Raw genomic sequence first — 22,641 nt, 5'->3', positions numbered from 1 at the left:
GGCACAAATTATAATTACGTTTTAAATCCTCCATAAATAAAACTGATTTCCTCAAAGAACGATACAAATTTTAAAGTTTTAGAAAAGAACTTTTCACCGCTTCACTGCACTTGCAGCCAGGCTAAGCCAAATCAAACCATTGATTTAACAAAGCGATTAAGTCCTCGATTCCCTCTTTTTTTAAAGAAGAAAAAGATTGCACCGTAATCAAATGTACTGCCAATTCATAATGTTTACGAACTTTGGATAAGGTGTTCTTTACCTCACTGCGGCTTAGTTTATCTGATTTAGTCAGTAAAATATGTACGGGAAGCTCGCGCTCCAAAGCCCAATCGACCATCATCAGGTCTAAATCTTTTAAAGGATGACGAATATCCATCAATAAGATCAAGCCTTTTAAGCTTTGTCTGACTTCAAGATAATGCGCTAAATTTTTTTGCCAATCCATTTTTACTTGCAAAGGGACTTTGGCATAACCGTAGCCTGGTAGGTCAACAAGGCGACGCGCTTCATCGATTTCAAATAAATTAATTAATTGCGTACGTCCGGGCATTTTACTGGTTCGCGCCAAATTTTTAATGCCCGTTAGGCAATTCAAGGCACTTGATTTTCCTGCGTTTGAACGGCCAGCAAAAGCAACCTCATATCCTGAATCCTCAGGTAAGTGGGATACACGTGCTGCACTTTTTAAGAATACTGCTTTAGAATAAGGATTTTCTGGCATAAGAATCATAATATTTTGGTATTTCAACCAAGGCAGTGTACCATTACTTCGTAAATTTATTATGAGAAATCGATGAAAAAATTTGTACTCACTTTTGTTCTGTTTGTTCCATTAGTCCTTTTTGCCCAAGAAAATAGTATCTCCGAAATGAAAAAAGCAGTAGTTTGTACTGCGTGCCATGGTCAAGAAGGCAACAGTGCAAATCCCGAGTGGCCTAATATTGCAGGGCAACATCCCAAATATTTTATAAAACAACTGCGCGATATGAAAGACAGTGAATTACGTGATGCACCTACAATGAAGGCTCTTGTTGCCACATTAAACGAGCAAGATATGGATGACTTGGCAGTATATTATGCTAAAATGCCTCTTGCTCAAGGCAGCACTCCCCCAAAATTTCTTAACCGGGGTGAGCAAATCTACCGCGGAGGGGATTTTGCAAAAAGGATTGCGGCGTGTATCGCCTGCCATGGTCCCAAAGGTACAGGTAATGCCCAAGCTGGTTTTCCAGTACTTTCTGGCCAACATGCTGCATATACCGTGTTGCAACTAAATGCATTTAAAGACGGTAAGAGAAAAAATGATTTAAACCATATCATGCAAGATATTAGCAGCAGAATGAGTCAAGATGATATGGAGGCAGTTGCACATTATATTGAAGGGTTACATTAGGGAACTAAACTATGTTAAAAAAATTAATCGCTGTATTTTTTCTTTTGCCAACAATGGCATTAGCCGCATCATTTGTTGAAGGTAAAGATTATCAAATCGTTAACAATCCCCGGGCAACAAATAATAAACATAAACCACCCATGGTTGAAGAATTTTTTAGTTATGGTTGTCCTTGGTGTTACAAAATAGAGGCGCCTCTGGATACATGGATTAGTAAAATGGGCAATAACATTCAATTCGAACGCGTTCCTGTAGTATTCAAACCGTCCTGGGAACTCTATGCAAAAGCCTACTACACCGCAAAGACTCTTGCACTTTCTGATAAAATGAATCCTTTACTCTTTAAAGCCATACAGGAAGACAGAAAACCCCTGGATTCAAAGCAAGCGATGATCAATTTCTTTGTTACTCAAGGCATCGATAAAGAAATTGCGAAAAGTGCTTTTGAAAACTCTCCAGCAATTGATATGCGCGTGCAAAATGGGATGAGTCTCATGGGAACCTATCAAATTAATGCAGTTCCTGCCTTCGTAGTGAACAATAAATATAAAACTGACTTACAAATGGCCGGAAACTCAGAGCGTTTATTGGAAATATTAAGTTTCCTCTCTCGAAAATCTTAATGGTATTGTTGAGCGTGTAACCCATTTTTGCATGTCCTGAGTGGGTACACACTCATTAATCGATTTAAATTCATTTTTATTTTGCAAGCGCTTTTATGCGACGCGAAATGGAGGGCTTTTAGATGTTTTTATTCCGATGTATGTAGATTCAGTTTTAAAAATTTGCACTCAAATATCCACAATATGTTTCCACAACTTTCAGTGGAATAAAAAAAATAAAACTTGTTACTATAAATATTGAAGCTTTAATCTGGGTGAAACCATAACCGTAATTTACAATAGCACAGGGTAGAAAAGGAACTAAACGACACAAAGCAAGTGACTTCCATCCATATGAATCTAGACGTCTTAGCCAACCATCTAATTGTTGTCTCTTTTTAACTGATAAACAAGCAAGCCTTACATGACGACTCATCATAAATGCAATTACCGCACTGAGTATTGCGCTCAATAAATTCAGCACCAGTCCCCAATAAAATCCATATAAGGCGCCGGCTGCAAGAATAATTGGCAAATTTGGTAAAAACAATAGGGTGCAAAAACAATAAAGTAGGAAAAAACCAATAACAGCTGGATAGCCTAATGTACGTAACCAATGGATGAGAGCAGGAATTTCATGCTGAAAAAAACAGGCAACAGTAATTAAGACAATAACCGTTCCCCATCTAAAGCATCTAAAGCATCTAAAGCATCTAAAGCATCTAAAGCATCTAAAGCATTCATTGATTTTCATAAATGATGAAATAGGACTATATCCAATAAATAATTATGTCAAAAAGTTACTATTGCGTCAAACCAAGTCATTGATTTAACAAGTCAATTAATAGTAGCCTCCCCCTTGTATTCCAGTAAAGATTTAAAATGAATTTGTAACTGCCCCAGCTTTTTGGTGTTTCGGTTCTTTTGCAGCAGATAAATGTGCCAACAATCCACTTAAAACATCTAATGTTTGCTTCAATGCGGTTGAGAGTGAACTTGATACAAAGGTACTCAAAAAAGGACTGTCTTGTTTATAAAGTTGATCGGCACTTTCAAGAAGCTCTACTGTTTTTCTATAGGCCTCCACTAACTCTTCCACACTTTTCACGTGAAACAATTTATCAAAAAGTGTCTTATATTCTTCTCTTAGTGCGCCTTCTTTGGTTAAATCCGAGTTCTGTTCTGTAAAAAAAACTGAACGGTTTTTGGGATTAATTAATTTCAAATAATCATTCAAAAATTTTTCTAACTTAGGTTTTAGCTTATTGAGTTGATTGACAATATATATTTGGTCTGTAATTTGTGTAAATGGTTGCTCGATATTTTCTTTTTTTAGGGAAGAAACCTCTATGTAAGTAAGTCCCAGCTCACCAGCCCATTTCTTTGCTTCTTCAGAGCATACACCTCTACATTTCCCCAAATCTGCTTTACAACCAACAAGTATTATAGGAACATTTTTTTTAATTTCTCTTAAACGCTCAATATGCTCTTTCGTATGCTGCAGAGATACTCTATTGGTTAGGTCAAAACAAATCAAGGTACCATCAACATGCCTAAAATAGGATGAAACTATTTTTTGTAGTCTTGGAGTCCCCGAAGCATCCCAGATACGCAATTGGATTATTTTATTAAACGCTTTAATCAGCCTAATTTGTTGGTCAACACCCATTGTATCCGTATACTCATCAGAACTATAGACATTACCGCCACAAAATGTATGCAGTAAACACGATTTCCCGACAAAGTTGTCACCTAGAAGGATTATTTTGAAATGCTCGTTAAACTCTTGCTTTTGTTCCATGCTAAATATCCCTCCTTAGATCAATTTGAACAAATAATAACAAATAAATAATGGTGCTTTAAGTGTTTTTTGAACTAATAGTTAAATTTTTTTAGCATGAATAAACTAACGAAATCCGAGTCTTGCTAATACAAACTCAGGGATTTAACTGTATCGTAAGCGTTGAGCCCTATCAAGGAACGGCTGTATTTAGGTGCATCTTGCAAGAAAAATGCTCCTAGTCAATACTCACATACTGATGTATGCTGCGTTTGTTTAGAAAAATTTTCTCACAACCTGCGATCAAACCTACCCGTTCAGATTGACATTAATATAATATGGTGAGCTATTACACTGTATCTTGTTATGCTCCTTTACCTGGATTTTCCAAACTTAAAATTCCAGTATTAAAATCATAAGCAAAAATCTCAGCATAACGTCCCCAATCAATCATTGTGCGCAATACACGTTCTGCTTCCTTTTCACTTAAATAATCTTCAAGCTTGCTCAAAAACCGCTCTTCGGAAACCCTATGCCCTACTTTTTCATCTAGTATACGGCGAATATAGCGAGCCAGAGGTACTTTTTCCAACAATCTTTGCGCAAATAATTGTTTACGTTCTTGAAGATCAGCCTCAGCAAATTGTTTGCCGAGGTCACTTAATTGAATATCCCCTGCAGAAACTTTAGCAAAACCTAATATTTCCAAAGTTTCGAGTATGGGGAACAGATCATCAATATTCATCATCAGCTCATCAGCAAGCTCTGGCAAATCAATTCGCTCTTCAAAAGAAGTCATTGTTTCAATCAAACCAGTCAGTTCTGAAGGCTCTACATCAGGCAAACGATATCCCAAACCGATTTGTCGTTCTCTCTGCGCACGTTTTGCCTTTTCTTTAGGACCAGTAGTCATTAAAGTATAAATTTTATCCACCAAGGCACGGAACTCATGTGATTCAGGATCACGCGGCTGCGGTAAAGTAACAGGCAATTCGGCGCGGATGTATCCAGGATCATTACCAAAAATTACAATTCTATCGGCCAATGTCGCTGCCTCTTCAATATTATGCGTCACTAATAAAATGCCATTGGTATTGGTTTTCTTTTCCTCCCACAATTCCAACAAGTCAGATTTTAAGTTTTCTGCAGTCAGAACATCAAGCGCAGAAAAAGGTTCATCCATTAATAAAACATCAGGATTAATCACGAGTGCACGCGCAAAACCAACCCGTTGGCGCATCCCGCCTGAAAGTTCTTTAGGAAATGCAGACTCAAAACCATCAAGACCAATAATATCAATCGCTTCAATTGCTCGATGCCTGCGCTCTTCGCGGCCTACTCCTTGCGCCTCGAGACCAAGCTCCACATTTTCTAATACGGTAAGCCACGGCATTAATGCAAAAGACTGAAAAACCATCGCAATTCCATCAACAGGACGAGTAACGGGTTTACCTCTATAGGTCACCGTTCCCCTTGTAGGCGCTATAAGACCAGCGATAATACGCAATAAAGTAGACTTTCCGGAGCCAGATTTTCCTAATAACGCAACGATTTCACCTTCTTGCAGCTGGAAATTCACATCCTCAAGCACAAGCAAATTTTGTTCCGCTGCTTTTTTAAATGACTTGCTCAAGCCTTCTATAGCAATAATGGTTTCAGACATAGATATCTTTTAATTAAAGTTAAAACGTTCTTCCGCTAGCCGATAGAGCGGACGCCAAATCAAATGGTTAAAAGCAAGTACATACAAGCACATCATCGCAGTACCCAAAGCTATTCGCGGAAAATCTCCCGTGGCCGTGCTGGCTTGGATGTACTCCCCTAAGCCGGTAGCTCTAAGTGTGGTATTACCCCAGCTGACAAACTCTGCCACAATACTGGCGTTCCATGCACCACCTGCCGCCGTTATGGCACCAGTAATATAAAAGGGAAAAATCCCAGGCAACGCCAACCTTTTCCACCAAATCCATCCTTTTAAGCCAAAATTGTCCGCAGCAAGATAAAGCTCTCGCGGAATAGACGATGCTCCCGCAATCACATTAAATAAAATATACCATTGGGTTCCAAGAATCATGAGTGGTGTTACCCATATTTCTACGTTCAAATGAAATTTTACAATGGCAATCACAAATAAAGGATAGAATAAATTCGCTGGAAACGCCGCAACAAATTGGATCACAGGCTGTATTTTTTGAGCAATTCTTGGTCTTAAGCCAATCCATACCCCTACTGGAATCCAAACTAAAGAACTGATGAAGATCAAACAAAGCACTCGTGTACCTGTTGCTGCCCCAAGCAAAAACACATGCAAAATATCACTGACTTTCAATTCTGCGAGGATAAAGCGCAATAAGAACCACCCTCCAGAGCAAACACTGATTAAAACCAAGAGGCTCCAAACTCGATCCAAGCGTTTCTGTTTTTTAAAATCAACCTCCTTAATTGCTTTGGCTTCATTTATCCTAAGCCAGCGCGCGTTGACAAAATGATCGGTAAAAATACTAAGTACTTCAGCAAACTGTTTCATTAACCGACTACCACGAATCCAGTCCACTAACCAAGATTGATATTCAGTTTCATCATGTGAAAGCTCTGTTTTAAACTTCTCGGACCAGGCAATTAAAGGCCGAAAAAATATTTGGTCATATAAAAAAATAACAATAACCATAGCCAAAATGGCATAACCCACAGCATGTAAATCACGTTGCTGGATTGCCAAAGCAATATAAGATCCTACCCCCGGTAATCTAATGTCTTGATGCGCTACAGAAATGGCTTCAGACAAAACCACAAAGAACCAACTTGCGGACATAGAAACCATCATATTCCATAACAAACTCGACATGGAAAAAGGAACTTCCAGCTTCCAGAACCGTTGCCATGCTGACAGTCGGAACATGGAAGAAACTTCTTGCAAATCATGCGGCAAGGTTTTTAATGATTGATAAAAACCAAAAGTCATATTCCATACTTGAGCGCAAAAAATAGCGAAAATGGATGCACATTCAGGCCCTAACAAGCTGTTAGGAAACAAACGAATAAACGCTGTCACTGTAATGGATAAGAAACTTAAAACCGGTATGGATTGCAAAATATCAATAGCCGGTATCATGATTTGTTCTGCACGACGATTTTTAGCTGCCCAAAGACCTACCGTGAACGTAAAAATGATTGAAAAAAATAACGCAATAAACATCCGGAGTACAGTGCGTAGAGCATAAAAAGGAAGATTGGCAGGATCCAAAGAAATAGGTATCTGTTGTCCTAACTGATACGGAGCGGTCATTTGCGAACCGGTCCAACCCAAAAAAAACAATATTGAAAAAATGAGAATAATGAGCAGCAAATCCCAACGATTTATATATCGGCCAAATCTATCAGGATTAGCAAAGTAGAACCGACTTTCGCGCACAATGCCTCCTTAATAACTTTGTCGACACCCAAATACACTCTGCAACTTAATTAACGCAGTATTTATAATTCAACTATAGTGAAAACTTAAATAATGGCATGAGATAAACTCTTGGATTACCGAATCGGTGTTAGTTTTTCTTACGAGCCCACCTGCCTGTTCAACCTAGAAAAAGCACTTCAAGCCATAACGAGCAAACTAACGATGCTGAAGATGCTGGATTTTTTGAGCTTTTTCACGAAAAAAGTAGTCACCACTACAGCGAAAAAATTCAAAGAATTCGGTGGATTCAGCATCGTTAGTTTGCGCAGTAGGAATCAACTGCTTTTCTAGGTCCAAGACAATAAAATACCATAAAGACGGCATATTCGATAGATTAATGCAGCTGAATAAAACACTTTCTACTTATATAGCATCATTATTTTTATCATTAGATCGTCTCAGCCAGAATAATTTGATTAAAAATTGAACTTTTTGATAATTTAGGTGTCTAATATAGTGAGCATTTCCCCCGAATGCTTAGCTCCGCTTTACCCCCTCTTAAGCGGGGCAATGTTTGGATTCATTATCTAAACATGAGATTTGCCCCGGCAGCAGCCGGGGATTTTTTTATTTGTATTGAATAAGCTACACTATAGCAAAGTAATTATAAATTTAATAATCATTCCTAATTAACAGGATATTCTCATGAATAGAAAATTAGTCTTTGTTTTATTATCGATTTTTTTTCAATTAAGTTATGCACAAGCAGAACAGGCTCAATTATCCGTCTGGGTCAATGAAGCAATCGTTTCTACATATACTTACAGCTATAAAAGTTATCTTGAAGATCAGAAAAAAATCGCTAAATATTTTACAGCTGATGGCTGGATAGCTTACAGCAATGCTTTAAATGCTTCCAAACTGCCAGAGGATGTACAAAAGAATCTTTACACCGTAAGTTCCGTTGCAACTGCGCCTCCCGCAATCACTAATATTGATCCAACTCATTGGAAAGCAACTATGGGACTAATCGTCGCTTATCAAAACCCGCAATACCAACAACGACAACACCTGAAAGTAACCATTAATTTTATGGTCGCACCATCAGGGCAAGGAGTACGAGGATATAGCATTACCAGTTTACAATCCACAGTAGTCAAACATCCTTGTAAATGTGATGTTGAAGAAGATGAGCCTATACCAGCAAGTACGCCAAATACTTCTACTCCAAATACATCACCCCCAAGTCAACCTACCCCAAATAACGCCAAGCAATAAGTCCTAAATGCACGACGATTAACATACCAATCAAAATCAAAATAATATTTAATTTGGTTGGTATGGTTACATCTAAAGCAGATTGCTCCGGGTGGTTAGGATTGTAATAAACATCAATTTCTGCATTTTCTTGGAACGCCATGGCCGCCTTGTAAGCAACACCACGAGAATATTTACTGTTCGGATTATTATGAGCTGTATCTAAAAATAAATATTCTCCAGTTAAATCTTTATCATAAACTTGATAAGTATATTCAATTTTAGGCCACACACTATGGCCTACTTTAGTCCATTCACACGCAGTAATACGACCTTTAACTTGTAACCAAGACTGGGCTTGCACCAAAACTTGCCTATCACGCCAAAAATGCCTGAAGATAATTAAGAGGAAGAGCAGCCATCCTAAATCCAGCATCCAACGCCAAATATTTAGCCCGATCATTAAAGTAGTCCTAAGAAATACGCAATATGCAATATACAGTATATATCGCAATAGGTATAATCACCCAACATCAAGGTGATTGAAAAAGGACGTACAATGATTGCTAAAACTCCCCTTCACGCCACCCATCAAGCATGTGGCGCTAAAATGGTTGATTTTCATGGCTGGGAAATGCCCCTGCATTATGGTTCTCAGATTAATGAACATCACTTTGTTCGTAAAGATGCAGGCATGTTCGATGTCTCACATATGACTATTGTTGATATTCTTGGTGCCGGCGGCCGGCAATTTTTACGCAAGCTTTTAACGAATGATGTTGATCAGCTCGAACACAATGGGAAAGCGCTTTATAGTTGCATGTGTAATGAGCATGGAGGGATTATTGACGATCTCATCGTTTATCAACGTGCCTCAGATAATTACAGGGTTGTCCTGAATTCAGCCACCCGACACAATGATTTAGCCTGGATTCGCAAAAAAAGTGAAGGATTTGCCGTTGGCTTGCAAGAACGAAGAGAATTGGCAATGATTGCTATTCAAGGCCCTAATGCAATAGAAAAAACACTAAAAATTCTTAATCCCGCCCAAATTGATGCAGTTTCAACGCTGACACATTTTGAATGCGTAGATGTCGAACAATGGTTTTTTGCCCGTACGGGATATACTGGAGAAGATGGGTTCGAAATTATCGTGCCCCAAGAATCCGTAGTCCAATTATGGAATGATTTAATGCAAGCTGGAGTGCATCCTTGTGGATTAGGTTCCCGAGATACGCTTCGACTGGAAGCCGGCATGCTTCTTTATGGTCAAGATATGGATACTACCACCAGCCCATTAGAGTCGGGACTTTCTTGGACCATTAAATGGGAACCCGCGGATCGTGACTTTATCGGAATGGGTGCCTTATTCTCCCAAAAACAAATGGGAATAAAGCGAAAAATGGTAGGACTTACCTTGTTAGACAAAGGGATTATGCGTCATGGACAAAGAGTAATCATTTCAGGTTATTCTGATGGGGTTGTTACCAGTGGCAGCTATTCGCCCACACTAGAAAAATCCATAGCCTTAGCAAGGCTTCCAGTTGAAGCTGGTGATGAAGTGATGGTAGACATTCGCGGTAAATTAGTCCCTGCAAAAGTAGGTAAGCCACGTTTTGTTAAAACAGGAAAAGCAATTTAAAAACATCGGAATTAAGTTAATAAAAATGTAAACTTGCGACTTTGGAAGAAAAAAAGCAGAATCAGGTTTTTAGTAATTAAATAAGGATAAGACAATGAATGAATTAAAATTTACTAATACCCATGAATGGCTAAAAGAAGAACAAAATGAAGTAACCATGGGTATTACCGATCATGCTCAACAATTATTGGGCGACATGGTTTTTGTCGAATTGCCAGAAATTGGGGATAAAGTGAGTGCTGGTGAAGAGCTTGGAGTTGTAGAATCAGTAAAAGCTGCTTCTGACTTCTATGCACCTATTAGCGGTGTTGTTACTGCCATCAATGAAGTAGTTGTCGAAAATCCAGCTCTTGTTAATTCTGACCCTTATGCTGCTGGCTGGCTTGTTAAATTGAAACCCAGTCATCCTGACGAAATCAATAATTTATTAACTGCCGAACAATATCAAAATGAGATTGCTGAGGAGCATTAATCATGCCTTATATTCCACACACTCCCAAAGACAGCAAAGACATGCTTGATGCCATTGGCGCTCAAGACACCCAAACTTTATTTGATGAAATTCCATTATCTCTGCAATATGCAGGATTTCAAAATATGCCTGCTGGCATCAATGAAATGGATATGTTAAAAGAAGCACAACAGTTAGCGGATAAAAATCGTAATGGAATCTGCTTCATGGGTGCAGGATGCTATGAGCATCATATACCTGCAGCAGTGTGGGATATCGCTTCTCGTGGTGAGTTCTTAACCGCATATACTCCTTATCAGGCCGAAGCCAGTCAAGGTACTTTGCAGTTGCTCTACGAATACCAAACCATGATCTGTGAATTAACCGGCATGGAAGTATCGAACGCATCGATGTATGACGGTGCCACCGCATTAGCCGAAGCCATTTTAATGGCAGTGCGGGTTAATAAACACAGCAAAACGAGTCGAGTATTAATCCCCGGAACAACTCATCCCTTTTATCGTGAAACCATCGAAACCATCCTGCGCAATCAGCATATTGAAGTGATTACTTTGCCCTTTGATGAAAAGCAAGGTATTACTTCCCTTTCAGCATTAGAACCCTATACAGGAGAAGATATCACTGCACTGGTTATTGCTCAGCCTAACTTTTTTGGTTGCCTGGAAAAAGTGGATGAACTCAGCGACTGGGCTCATCAGAACAAAACAATTAGTGTTGCTTGTGTTAATCCTGTGTCGCTGGCCTTATTAAAACCGCCAGGATTATGGGGGAACCATGGTGTAGATATTACATGTGGAGAAGGCCAACCTTTAGGCGCTCCTATGGCATCAGGCGGCCCATACTTTGGTTTTTTAAGTACTCGTATGGCTCATGTGCGCCAAATGCCCGGACGAATCATCGGATGTACTTTAGATAAGGATGGAAAAAGAGGATTTACTTTAACCCTGCAAGCACGGGAACAACATATACGCCGCGCGAAAGCAACCTCAAATATTTGCACCAATCAAGGTTTATTGGTTACAGCGGCTACCATTCATATGAGCCTCTTGGGTGCAGAAGGGTTATTCCAGGTTGCAAGCCAATGCCATCATAATACTCATGAATTAGTGGACGTTTTAACACACATTGAAGGTGTAGAGCAGGTCTTTGATACACCTTTTTTTCATGAGGCGTTACTCAAGCTCAATCAACCTGTTGAGCAGGTATTAAAACAATTAGCCGATGCGGGTATTACTGGAGGATATGCTCCAGGAATTTATTATCCGCAATTGGCAAATACCCTTTTAGTCTGTGCTACTGAAATGCGCACTAAAGAAGAAATTATGCTTTTTGCAAAAACATTGAAATCGATTATGTCTCAACGAGGTGCCTCATGTTTGTAATCCAGTTAACCTATTTGGTTCCTCTTACTGAAGTAGATAAATATCTGCAAGCACATAGGGAGTTCCTTGATTACTATTATAAGCAAGGTTTACTGCTGGTCTCAGGACCTATAAAACCACGTACAGGTGGAATCATTATTGCAGCTACGAATGATCGAGCTTACCTGGAGTCCATATTCAAAAAAGATCCTTACTGTTTAGCAGAAATTGCAGAGTATCAATTTATTGAATTTACTCCAGTCAATCATCGAGCTGAACTTAAAGAATTTATTCAAAAAATGGAAGGCAAATTATGTTGATTTTTGAATTATCCCAAAAAGACCGGCAGGCAACAGCCCAAGCTCCAAAAATTTCAACCAGTAAATACGCCGTTCCTGCTGAACTGCAGCGAAAAATGCCCCCGAAAATGCCCGCCTGTTCCGAATTACAAGTGATACGGCATTTTACTCGTTTGTCCCATAAAAACTTCTCGATTGACAGTAATTTTTATCCACTGGGTTCATGCACCATGAAATATAACCCGCGTGGGGTTCACAAAGCAGCATCAATGGCGAATTTTCTCAACCGCCACCCCTTGGCAACAGAAGAAAACAGCCAGGGCTTTTTAGAACCATTGCATCATTTGCAAGAATATATTGCTGAAATTACCGGCATGGCTGGTGTTTCTTTAACTCCAATGGCGGGTTCGCAAGGAGAATTTGCTGGTGTTGCCATGATTAAAGCCTATCATCAATCTCGAGGCGATACAGCACGTGACGAAATGCTGATTCCTGATGCGGCCCATGGCACAAATCCGGCTTCTGCTGTTATGTGCGGATTTAAGATTGTTGAAATCGCTACTGCTGCAGATGGTGATATTGATCTTGAAGAGTTAAAAAGCAAACTAGGCCCAAGAACAGCCGGTATCATGCTTACCAATCCCTCTACATTGGGCTTGTTTATGCGTCAAATTAAAGAAATTGCTGCTCTTGTTCACCAAGCCGGTGGTTTATTGTATTACGATGGAGCCAATCTCAATGCGATTTTGGGAAAAGTGAGGCCGGGTGAGATGGGCTTTGACGTCATGCATTTAAACCTGCATAAAACATTCGCAACCCCCCATGGCGGTGGCGGACCAGGTTCGGGGCCTGTAGCTGTAGGAAAGCGTTTACTCCCCTTCATACCCTTACCCGTAGTGAAAAAAACCGATTCAGGATATCAATGGGCAACTAGTCAAGATTATCCGCAAAGCATTGGCCGCCTTTCTGGTTTTATGGGAAATGCCGGTATTTTACTGCGCGCCTATTTTTATATACGATCACTCGGTAAAGAGGGTTTGCTCCGTGTTTCGGAATATGCAACGCTTAATGCAAATTATCTGCTCAAAGAACTGACGAAAGCAGGATTTACTGCAGCTTATCCAAGCCGACGTGCCTCTCATGAATTTATTCTAACTTTAAGCCCGGAAAAAAGAATGTATGGTGTTACAGCGATGGATTTTGCTAAAAGATTGCTGGATTATGGCGTTCATGCTCCAACCACTTATTTTCCACTACTCATTCCTGAATGCCTTTTGATTGAACCAACAGAAACTGAGAGTAAAGAAGAGTTAGATCATTTTGTACACATCATGAAAACCATTAGAGAAGAAGCAGCCACAAACCCAAACCTGGTTAAAGATGCACCACATACTTTACCGGTCAAACGTCTAGATGATGTTAAGGCAGCTCGCGAATTGGATTTAAATTATTTCGCACATGCAGAATCTTAGATGAATTGTTGCTCAAATCTCTATTAAACTCATAATACTGGGAGCCCTTTAGCTCCCAGTATATTGCTTTTTCAGATTAAGCCTAAAACACATAGGACTTGTCTTGTACATCTATCCCATTCGGTCTATAACTATAATGAATTAACAAATTGATTTATACCATCATCACTTACAGTATATTTACACGATGATGGACGCTAAATTATAAAAAGATATTTTTATTAAGGAAAAATATAAAGTGCTCCCTAAGAACCTTACAGTTCTCCATTTTCTTTTACACGACACACAAGTCTGTATGGACCTGCATTATATAGAGAAAATATTACCTTTGCCCATGCTTGAAATCGTTCCATCGTGCCCTACCTATTTTGTAGGATTAATGAATCTTAAAAATAAATGTATCCCTGTACTTGACTTAGCTATTTGTACCGGTTTGACACGAAATGAAGAATACCCTTTAAATATACCCATCTTACTTTGCTCCGATAGACCTCTTTCCAAACTCGCTGAGGAGTGTGAAGTGCGAGGAGACGCGGAGCGGAGAACCGGAGTGTACACAGAAGTACATGAGGATTCGAGCACCGCATCGACGAAGCAACTCACCTCCTCAGTAGAGTTTGGAAAGAGGTCTAATGAAACACATCAAATTGGACTCATAGTTGATAAAGTGCTTGGATTGAGCAGCATTGATGAACAGCAAATTGAAATACATGAAGAACTTACAAGTAATAATTCACCATTTTGGGGCGCAGTGACTCTAGAATCCGGTGTTTCGCTATTGCTCAACATCAATTGGGTTTTTACTTTAAAGTTAACTCAAGAAAATACTCAGTTGAGTACTAATCATGAATAACAACATGAGCAATAATATGTTGGATGAAATCAAAAAACTTGAGCCTGCATTTATCGAATTAATCCACAAGCGTTTTGGACTTGTTATCCATGTAAATCAAGCACAAGAATTAGCAAAAACGATTAGTACAGCATGTAACAAATTCAATTATCAACCTCAAGAATACTTAGACCAATTAAAAAAATGTTCCAGTAACTCATCTTTATTAGCTGATTTAGTCGCAGCCATTACTGTGGGAGAAAGTTATTTTTTCCGTGATAAAAATCAAATACATTTACTTGAAAAGAAGTTGTTGCCTCAATTAATAAAACAAAAAGCACAAGACTTTACTTTAAAAATTTGGAGTGCTGGCTGTTCTTCAGGCGAAGAAATATACACCATTGCCATGCTGTTAGCTGAACTTATACCGAATATGGATAGATGGAGTCTCTATTTATTAGGCACAGATATCAATGCCACCGCTCTGCAAAAAGCAATAACGGGCGTCTATGGACAATGGTCTATGCGTTGTATTCCGCAGAAGTACATGCAACGCTATTTCCTGAAAAATAATCGTACACATATACTTTCGCCTGAAATTCGTGATTTAGTACAATTTAAATACCTTAACTTGTGTGATAACAGCTATCCATCCATAATTAATGGTATCTTTGAGGTCGATTTAATCCTATGTCGCAATGTGCTCATTTATTTTGATAATGAACTTGTTACTAAAATTATGAAAAAGATAAGCGCATGCATGACTGAAAATGCATATCTTTTATTGGGTGCATCTGATCCTATTGTAACAACTGACACAAATCTTGTCTTTCATCATGATGGTGCCATCTATTTTTCGCAGGATAAGAGTTATGGAACAAAAAAGGATTTTGAATGATGACAAAAGAACAAAAACATGCCTCGGAATTAATGCCCAAAAACACGGAAGCACTAAAGATATTGCATGCAAGAGCACAACAACTTGCCCAACAGGAAATAGACATCCATAAAAATCATGGCGTTGACTTTATTCGCTTCAGCTTAAGCAAAAATGAAATGTATGGGGTTTCTTATCAATACGTTCAAGAAATTCTGCATAACACCCCCATGGCACAACCTCCTTTCGCACCCAATTTTATTGCCGGAGTAATCAACTGGCGTGGTGCTTTGATTACAGTGGTGGATCTCCTCAAATTTTTCCATCCAAATCATTCAAGTCACAATCTCAAACAGGATAATCAATTTATCATTATTGTTCATGCAAACACTATAACTCTTGGCTTACTTGTTCACCGTGTCGAAGGCAGTGAGACTTATCTGCCAAGCCAATTAGCAGCTCCATTATCCTCTGCGAAGGTGACCAATTCAGAATATATTCTGGGATTACATCATGCCGCCACGGCAATCATTAATATGGAAGCTTTTATATCAAGCTTAAATCAAGAAATTAAAACGCGTTTACACAAGATAGGAGAGGGTCATGGAAACTAAGGGGAATAGACGAGGTCTTGTTATCACAGTACGTGCCCGCTTGTTTATTGGATTTATGAGCCTTAGCCTACCTGTAATACTCTTAATTATTTTTTTGTTACCTAAAGTAAATGAGATAGTCTATCTAAGTGAAAAAATTCGTAGTGAAAACTTACCCGAAATTCTTGATAGCCAAATCTATCAAACTCAAGACCTTCTCGAACATTGGGCAATGACGGGAGACCCACATACTAAAGAGCATTTGACGCGTCTATGGAGTGATATCAATGAAGTCAGAAATCAGTGGGATCAAGTAATGCATTCACTTGGGAATAAAAAATTACAAGAAAAATGGGATAAATTGCAAGAATTATATATACCTCTTTATGATGTCCAAAAATCAATATTGGATGCCCCAAGAGAGCCCAATAATGCAAATAATGTAGAAAACAGCAGGAACCAGACCAGGGAAGTCGAAAGCGCCATGATTGACATAATACTGGGTTCTTATTCTAAAGAAACAGGAAAAAGATCAGGTGGCTTGTACATAATTCTGGCAAAAGAAATTGAAAAAAATACAAATAAAATAAATCATAGCTTAAATTCCTTAAAGAAATACGCTTATGGGCTATTAATTTTGGCTATCATTTTAACCCTTATCGTTCCTTATGTGACACAACAAGCTATAGCTCGTCCTGTTGATAACGCAATTAATATTGCTGAACGAATTGCCGCAGGCGAACGTAATATAGATATTCAAATTCAAACCACAGATAAATTGGGTAAATTACTTTTATCGCTAAAAGCCATGCAAGAGGCGATTAAAAAGAATGAACAGATCCTGAGTCAAAAAGAAATAGAATCTCGCGAACTCTTTGAAAATTTAGTCAATTCATCGAAAAAATTTAGGCTGCATAGCAGTAAAGTTGCTGCAGGCGATCTTAGAGAGCGTCTTGAAATAGACAAAGAAGACATCTTACAAGATCTGGGTAAAGATTTAAATTCAATGACTGATGGACTGGCATCAATTACCAAAAAAATTAGTAAAGTCAGCAATGACATAGTCACTATGGTGGGAACCGTACTCACTTCAGCAAATGAGCAAGTAGAAGGGATTACCTCTCAAGCATCCGCTATAAATGAAATTAGTGTTTCATTGGAAGAAATAGATAAGAGTTCAAAGCAAACTATGGCTAAAGCACAAACTTTGCGGGAAGTAGCGAAAAACACCTATGAGCAAGGAAAGCTGGGTACAGAGTCCGTAGAACAAAGTATTCAGGGGATCAAAGCTTCAGAAGAAAAAATGAAGCTTATTGCTCAAACCATTCTTGATTTAAGTAATCACACCCAACAAATTGGTGACATTACCACTGTAGTAAACACCCTTGCCCAACAATCAAAGATGTTGGCATTGAACGCATCGATTGAAGCATCAAAAGCAGGAGAGGCTGGAAAAGGCTTTGCTGCAGTGGCAACTGAAGTAAGAAATCTCGCCGAGCAATCAGAACAGTCAACCGTACAGGTACAAAAAATTCTCGAAGATATCCGCCGTACTACCGAAAAAGCAGTCTCCGTTACAGAAGAAGGAGCCAAAACGCTTGATTTAGGGATTAAACTCATAGAGAAAGCGGGTCATATCATTCAAGCACTAAGTAAAATGATTAATGAAGCATCAATTTCGAGCCAACATATAGAAGTAGCCATTCGTCAAGAAGCTGTTGGGATTGAGCAAATCGTTGAGAGCATGAATGAAATTAATCGTACCACCTCAACATTTTCCAGCAGCATAAAAGAGATGATGGCATTTATCCATAATTTGGATGAGATTGCCAAACATCTAAAAGATGATGTGAATTTTTATAAAGTTTAGGAGCGCCATATGACTCCAGACGATCATTTATTAAAGCAGATGCTTGAAGCATTTAGTACGGAACTTGAATCATCATTGACGCTCATTACCAGTCATTTAAAAAAAATAGAACGTGGTGCATCAATGAGTGATTTAAATCAGATGATAGAGGAGATTTCTCGAGCAGGACGTAATATTAAAGTATTAGCACTTTCTGTAGGTATTGAGGAGCTGGGGAAAATCGCCGAGTGTGTTGAAAAATTGTTTAAGCCCTCGCAAAATGTATCACCTGAACGAATTAAGTTAACATTTCGTGCCATAGATGGAATGCGTGAAACCCTCCATGATTTTATAGAAAAAAAACCGCTTCCAGACGAGCTTCATGCATTATTACATCAACTCCAGCAGTCGCTAAATCACGAAGAAAAAAAAGAAGAAATTCGAATAATAGAGGAAAAACCAACTTTATCTAAACCTATTACCCCTGTGACAAAACCCTCACCAAATGCTGCAGATAATGAATTTATAAAAAAACTTGTTGAAACATTCAAAGCAGAACTCCAAGAAAATTTAATCACGATTACAGATGGTTTGCTACAGCTTGAAAAGGGAACTAAATCAGAACAAGAATTTCGGAGTTTATTGGAGGAAATTTTTCGTGTTGCTCATAACATCAAAGGATCTGCACGGGGTATAGGCGTTAATGATATTGGTGAGATTGCACATCATATAGAAACTTTATTTACAGCGATCCAGAAAAAAAGTATTAAAATCTCTCCAGAACTTATTAATCTGTGCCTGCAATCGATCGATTACATGAATGAAACAATGCAATGCTATACGGAACAAAAACCACTAACTTTTGATTTAGCAAACCACTTGCGACAACTAGAACACTACACAAAATCGCCTGCTCAAGAAATACCATTCACATTAGAACCAACGGTTGAATCATCACCGCAACGTGAAAAAGGGCCTAAGACTCAAGAAATACAAGCCCAAACAAATGAATTTGAATCAATACGTGTCTCTTTGCAAAATTTAGATCGTGTTTCAGTTTATACCGAAGAAATTCAAGCTATTAAAATTGCGATTGAAGAATACTATTCCAAATTAACCAAGATGAATTATAAAATCGATCATCTGGTCCAATCATGGAAAAAAGATAAAGCTAATCTCAACGCTGTTCCTCAAAATGAAATGAGCTCATTAGCCGCTCTATTCTCCACGAACCTTGTTGAATTATCTGAAATCAATAATTCAACTCACTTAATGCAAAGGGAGTTACGTACCTCTGTGAGCGAATTATCTATTTTGTTAAATGCGCTACAGGATGAAATTCGTACCTTACGTCTAATACCGGTAACGACTCAATTACGTTACTTACCACGAATTGTACGTGATTTGGCGCATGAGCTAAAGAAACAAGTCAATCTCCAAATAAATAGTAATGATGTAAAAATTGATAAAATGATACTTGATGGCTTAAAAGATCCTATCGTACATCTTCTACGCAATGCAATTGATCATGGCATAGAAGATACTGATGTTCGTAAAGTTTCTGGAAAATCACCACAAGGAAATATTTCGATTAATGTAAATCAAGAAGACAATCAAATTGTCTTTAAAATAATTGATGATGGAGCTGGAATTAAAACAAATGATTTAATGCGCACCGCACTGCAAAAAAACATCATCACCCAATCTGAGCTTGAAAATATGAAAAAAGAAGACCTGTACGAGCTCATTTTTCGTCCTGGTTTCTCTACTCGGGAAATTGCGACTGATATTTCTGGTCGAGGTGTAGGCCTGGATGTGGTGCGATCCAATTTACTCCGCTTAAAAGGCCAAGTCAGTATTGAAAGCGAACAAGGGAAAGGAACAACCTTTTTTCTGAGAGTTCCTCTTACATTAGCTACTGAACGTGGATTGATTATTTCATGCAGTAATCAAATATTTGTGCTTCTTACCAACTCTGTAGAAAGTGTCATGTTATTAAAGAAACATGAGGTTATGGCCGTGGAAGGAAGTCCCACCGTTCTTGTCAAAGAACAACCAATTTTGTTATGCTCTTTGTCTAAGATACTCCATCTTGATGAAACAAAACAAAATAGAACAGAACATATCTCTGTTGTAGTCATCAAAAAAAATAGGGATCGTATTGCCTTACTTGTCGACGAAATTATTGGTGAAAGGGAAATTGTACTCAAACCGTTGCAAGAACCCTTATCAAATATACCTTGCGTCATCGGAGCTACCTTGACAGGCAACAATCAAATTAATTTAGTATTAAACTCTTCAGAGATTATGAAAAGAATGCTGCTATAGTGAACCTGCCCATGATAAAAATTTTAATTGTTGATGATTCACCAACAGAAGTTGCATTAATTCAACATATTATAGAATCTGAAAAAGATATGGAAGTCATTGGCGTTGCAAAAAATGGCAAAGAAGCCATTGAATTAACTGAAAAGTTAAACCCAGATCTCATTACCATGGATATTCAAATGCCCATCATGGATGGCCTCGAGGCTACACGTATTATTATGGCCAAAAAACCCACACCAATTGTTGTGATTAGTTCCCTGGTGAATGACGAATCAATCCATGCCACATTCCATATTCTTGAGGCAGGAGCATTAACTGCTTTGGCAAAACCCGTGAATATATTTTCTTCTTCTTTTGAGGAAAGCAGGCAACATATCGTTGATACCTTACGCAGCCTTTCTGATATCTGTGTCATTAAAAAACCTTTAAAAAACCATTTAATTTTTGATGAGAACAAAAAATATAATACGGAAGATGTCAAAAAAACAAATTACGAGATTATAGCGGTGGGGGCTTCAGTTGGAGGCCCTATGGCATTGCAGACTATTCTCTCGCAATTAACTCCTGATTTTCCTGTACCGATTATGATTGTTCAGCACATGAGCCGTGGCTTTATTCGAGGATTTGCACAATGGCTTGAAGAGAATGTAAGCATTACCGTGAAAAATGCAATAAATCATGAACCATTACAAAAGGGAACGGTATATATAGCGCCTGAGCACCAACATATGGTAATTGAACGTGTTCATGAACAATTAATCTGTAAATTAGTTGATGGACCCCCTGTTTCAGGTTTTTGTCCTTCTATTACCCGATTACTTCAATCAGTTGCCAAAGTTTGTGGAAAAAAAGCCATTGGTATTCTATTAACCGGGATGAGTGATGATGGTGCAGAGGGCTTATTGAAATTAAAAGAAGCTCAGGGACATACCTTGATTCAAGACCAGGAAAGTTCCATAGTTTTTGGAATGGGCGCTGTTGCTCAATCATTGAATGCTGTTGATCAAGTCATTGAGTTGGAGCAAATTGCAAGTTATTTAACAAAAATTTGTACCCGTGAAGATGAGTAACTCTTTTATGGAAAAAGAAAATCCAGTGATCATGATTGTAGATGATAGCGCCACTATGCGTTTAATCACCTGCGATGCATTAACCAAAGTTGGTTTTAATGTCATTCAGGCAGAAAATGGCGAAGTAGCATTATCACTACTTAAAACAACTAAACCTGACGCGATTTTGTTGGATGTGGAGATGCCTGGCCTCAATGGTTTCGAAGTATGCGCCGAGATTCGAAAATTACCTGATTTGCATTATCTTCCAATCATGATGGTTACCGGTTTAGACGATTATGAATCAGTTAATAAGGCTTTCCAGGTCGGTGCTACCGATTTTACCACCAAGCCCATTAATCCGACTCTATTAGGGTATCGCGTCCGTTACATGGTGCGCACCAATTCTTATTTTCAAGATTTACAGATTGCGGAACAAAGGGTTAGAGCTCTAAATGAAGAACTTATCAATAAGCTGGTTGAAATTCAGCAAAATGCAATTGCAGTAGCTCGTTTTGTTCCCCAAGATTTTCTTAAGGTGCTTAATCGTAAAAATATTTCTGATATTAAACTCGGCGATTGTGTTGAAAAAGTCATGACTGTCCTCTTTTTAGATATAAAATCATTTACCACTATGGCCGAACGCTTATCACCTGTTGATATCTTCAACCTTTTTAATACCCTCATGAGTTATTTAGATCCTGCCATTTTTAAGAATTCGGGTCTTATTGATAAATATATTGGTGATGCCATTATGGCATTGTTTAATAATGCAGATGATGCCGTAATTGCTGCATTGGATATGTTAGAAGCCCTGAAGGATTTTAATGCTACGCGAATGCGCGATAACCTATCCCCCATTAATGTAGGAATTGGTATAAACACGGGTAATTTGATTGTTGGTACTGTGGGATTTGAAAAGCGTATGGATTGCAGTGTAATTAGTGACGCAGTCAATACGGCTTCCCGGCTTGAAACATTAACTCGAACTTTTAATATCGAACTCATCATTGGTGAAGAAACATATGAACAATTAAAACAAAAAGATGGATACGATATGCGTTTCTTAGGCTTGACTACAGTAAAAGGTAAAAGCTTACCTATAAAAATTTATGAAGTCTTTAATCATAATCCTCCGATCGAAGTGCAATTAAAAAAAGATTCCGCCTCTATTTTTGCCACAGCATTAGATCATTATGAGGCAAAACAACTTGATGAAGCCTCAAGTCTTTTTGAACAAATCATAATAAGTAATCCAAATGATTTACCCGCACAATACTTTTTACAGCAATGTAAAGAAAAAAAAATTAGGAAGCCTGGGTGAAACAAAAATTAGGCATGGCTCTAAAATATCCTATTGTGCAACTTGCTATGGAGCAATGAAACTCATAGTACTCGTAAAATCTAGCCTATAATAAATAATAGATTTACTCATTGA

21 protein-coding genes are annotated in these 22,641 nt (G+C 38.4%); 15 read left to right on the top strand and 6 right to left on the bottom strand.

What is annotated here, in order from left to right; translation table 11 throughout:
* Positions 1–121: 121 nt before the first annotated feature.
* Positions 122–724, bottom strand: a complete 603-nt coding sequence (yihA, locus tag Ltuc_RS01940; protein ID WP_058519678.1) for a ribosome biogenesis GTP-binding protein YihA/YsxC — start codon at positions 722–724, stop codon at positions 122–124.
* Between the two features lie 72 nt (positions 725–796).
* On the opposite strand from yihA, the gene Ltuc_RS01935 reads away from it, so the two are divergent.
* The gene (locus tag Ltuc_RS01935) at positions 797–1,396 is read left to right on the top strand and encodes a c-type cytochrome (protein WP_058519677.1); all 600 of its coding nucleotides are present in this window, start codon (positions 797–799) and stop codon (positions 1,394–1,396) included.
* 11 nt (positions 1,397–1,407) lie between these two features.
* Positions 1,408–2,019: a thiol:disulfide interchange protein DsbA/DsbL gene (locus Ltuc_RS01930; protein ID WP_058519676.1), complete on the top strand. Its 612-nt coding sequence runs from the start codon at positions 1,408–1,410 to the stop codon at positions 2,017–2,019.
* A gap of 154 nt (positions 2,020–2,173) precedes the next feature.
* Here Ltuc_RS01930 and Ltuc_RS14870 read toward each other — a convergent pair whose 3' ends face one another.
* From Ltuc_RS14870 to Ltuc_RS01910, 4 genes are all read right to left on the bottom strand, one after another.
* Positions 2,174–2,752, bottom strand: coding sequence for a TVP38/TMEM64 family protein (locus Ltuc_RS14870; RefSeq protein ID WP_083498025.1), 579 nt, complete (start codon positions 2,750–2,752; stop codon positions 2,174–2,176).
* 123 nt (positions 2,753–2,875) lie between these two features.
* Positions 2,876–3,799, bottom strand: a complete 924-nt coding sequence (locus Ltuc_RS01920; RefSeq protein WP_058519674.1) for a Rab family GTPase — start codon at positions 3,797–3,799, stop codon at positions 2,876–2,878.
* A 343-nt stretch (positions 3,800–4,142) separates the two neighbouring features.
* Positions 4,143–5,441, bottom strand: a complete 1,299-nt coding sequence (locus tag Ltuc_RS01915) for an ABC transporter ATP-binding protein (RefSeq protein WP_058519673.1) — start codon at positions 5,439–5,441, stop codon at positions 4,143–4,145.
* A gap of 9 nt (positions 5,442–5,450) precedes the next feature.
* A complete protein-coding gene (locus Ltuc_RS01910) occupies positions 5,451–7,190 on the bottom strand; it encodes an ABC transporter permease (RefSeq protein WP_133138376.1) in 1,740 nt (579 codons plus the stop codon).
* 687 nt (positions 7,191–7,877) lie between these two features.
* Here Ltuc_RS01910 and Ltuc_RS01905 point away from each other — a divergent pair.
* Complete coding sequence (locus Ltuc_RS01905) at positions 7,878–8,450, top strand: DotI/IcmL family type IV secretion protein (RefSeq protein WP_058519671.1); 573 nt, start codon at positions 7,878–7,880, stop codon at positions 8,448–8,450.
* On the opposite strand, the gene Ltuc_RS01900 is transcribed toward Ltuc_RS01905, so the two are convergent.
* Entirely contained in the window at positions 8,425–8,892 is a 468-nt protein-coding gene (locus Ltuc_RS01900) for a DUF3592 domain-containing protein (RefSeq protein ID WP_058519670.1), read from the bottom strand. The genes Ltuc_RS01905 and Ltuc_RS01900 overlap by 26 nt on opposite strands.
* Positions 8,893–8,988: 96 nt before the next feature.
* Between Ltuc_RS01900 and gcvT the strand changes: the two genes are divergently transcribed.
* The 12 genes from gcvT to Ltuc_RS01840 all read left to right on the top strand — a co-directional run bounded on the left by gcvT (position 8,989) and on the right by Ltuc_RS01840 (position 22,527).
* Entirely contained in the window at positions 8,989–10,071 is a 1,083-nt protein-coding gene (gene gcvT, locus Ltuc_RS01895) for a glycine cleavage system aminomethyltransferase GcvT (RefSeq protein ID WP_058519669.1), read from the top strand.
* A gap of 94 nt (positions 10,072–10,165) precedes the next feature.
* A complete protein-coding gene (gene gcvH, locus Ltuc_RS01890) occupies positions 10,166–10,543 on the top strand; it encodes a glycine cleavage system protein GcvH (RefSeq protein ID WP_058519668.1) in 378 nt (125 codons plus the stop codon).
* A 2-nt stretch (positions 10,544–10,545) separates the two neighbouring features.
* A complete protein-coding gene (gene gcvPA, locus Ltuc_RS01885) occupies positions 10,546–11,925 on the top strand; it encodes an aminomethyl-transferring glycine dehydrogenase subunit GcvPA (RefSeq protein WP_058519667.1) in 1,380 nt (459 codons plus the stop codon).
* Positions 11,916–12,224 (top strand): YciI family protein, encoded by a 309-nt coding sequence (locus Ltuc_RS01880; protein ID WP_058519666.1) that lies wholly within the window; start codon positions 11,916–11,918, stop codon positions 12,222–12,224. Before gcvPA ends, Ltuc_RS01880 begins: the two co-directional genes overlap by 10 nt.
* Positions 12,218–13,675 (top strand): aminomethyl-transferring glycine dehydrogenase subunit GcvPB, encoded by a 1,458-nt coding sequence (gcvPB, locus tag Ltuc_RS01875; RefSeq protein WP_058519665.1) that lies wholly within the window; start codon positions 12,218–12,220, stop codon positions 13,673–13,675. Before Ltuc_RS01880 ends, gcvPB begins: the two co-directional genes overlap by 7 nt.
* 238 nt (positions 13,676–13,913) lie before the next feature.
* Complete coding sequence (locus Ltuc_RS14865; protein WP_133138377.1) at positions 13,914–14,528, top strand: chemotaxis protein CheW; 615 nt, start codon at positions 13,914–13,916, stop codon at positions 14,526–14,528.
* Positions 14,521–15,405 carry a CheR family methyltransferase gene (locus Ltuc_RS01865; protein WP_058519663.1) on the top strand — a complete coding sequence of 295 codons (885 nt, stop codon included), beginning with the start codon at positions 14,521–14,523 and terminating at the stop codon, positions 15,403–15,405. Before Ltuc_RS14865 ends, Ltuc_RS01865 begins: the two co-directional genes overlap by 8 nt.
* On the top strand, positions 15,402–15,998 hold the full coding sequence (locus Ltuc_RS01860; RefSeq protein ID WP_058519662.1) for a chemotaxis protein CheW: 597 nt from the start codon (positions 15,402–15,404) through the stop codon (positions 15,996–15,998). Before Ltuc_RS01865 ends, Ltuc_RS01860 begins: the two co-directional genes overlap by 4 nt.
* Positions 15,988–17,847, top strand: a complete 1,860-nt coding sequence (locus Ltuc_RS01855; protein WP_058519661.1) for a methyl-accepting chemotaxis protein — start codon at positions 15,988–15,990, stop codon at positions 17,845–17,847. The genes Ltuc_RS01860 and Ltuc_RS01855 overlap by 11 nt, the downstream gene beginning before the upstream one ends.
* A gap of 9 nt (positions 17,848–17,856) precedes the next feature.
* A complete protein-coding gene (locus Ltuc_RS01850; protein ID WP_058519660.1) occupies positions 17,857–20,154 on the top strand; it encodes a chemotaxis protein CheA in 2,298 nt (765 codons plus the stop codon).
* An 11-nt stretch (positions 20,155–20,165) separates the two neighbouring features.
* The gene (gene cheB / locus Ltuc_RS01845) at positions 20,166–21,224 is read left to right on the top strand and encodes a chemotaxis-specific protein-glutamate methyltransferase CheB (RefSeq protein WP_058519659.1); all 1,059 of its coding nucleotides are present in this window, start codon (positions 20,166–20,168) and stop codon (positions 21,222–21,224) included.
* Between the two features lie 7 nt (positions 21,225–21,231).
* The gene (locus tag Ltuc_RS01840; protein ID WP_058519658.1) at positions 21,232–22,527 is read left to right on the top strand and encodes a response regulator; all 1,296 of its coding nucleotides are present in this window, start codon (positions 21,232–21,234) and stop codon (positions 22,525–22,527) included.
* Positions 22,528–22,641: the final 114 nt, after the last annotated feature.

The organism is Legionella tucsonensis (assembly GCF_001468035.1).
Lineage (GTDB): Bacteria > Pseudomonadota > Gammaproteobacteria > Legionellales > Legionellaceae > Legionella > Legionella tucsonensis.
The sequence above is the reverse complement of the archived record's forward strand: the minus strand, read 5'-3'. Positions and strand labels throughout refer to the sequence as shown.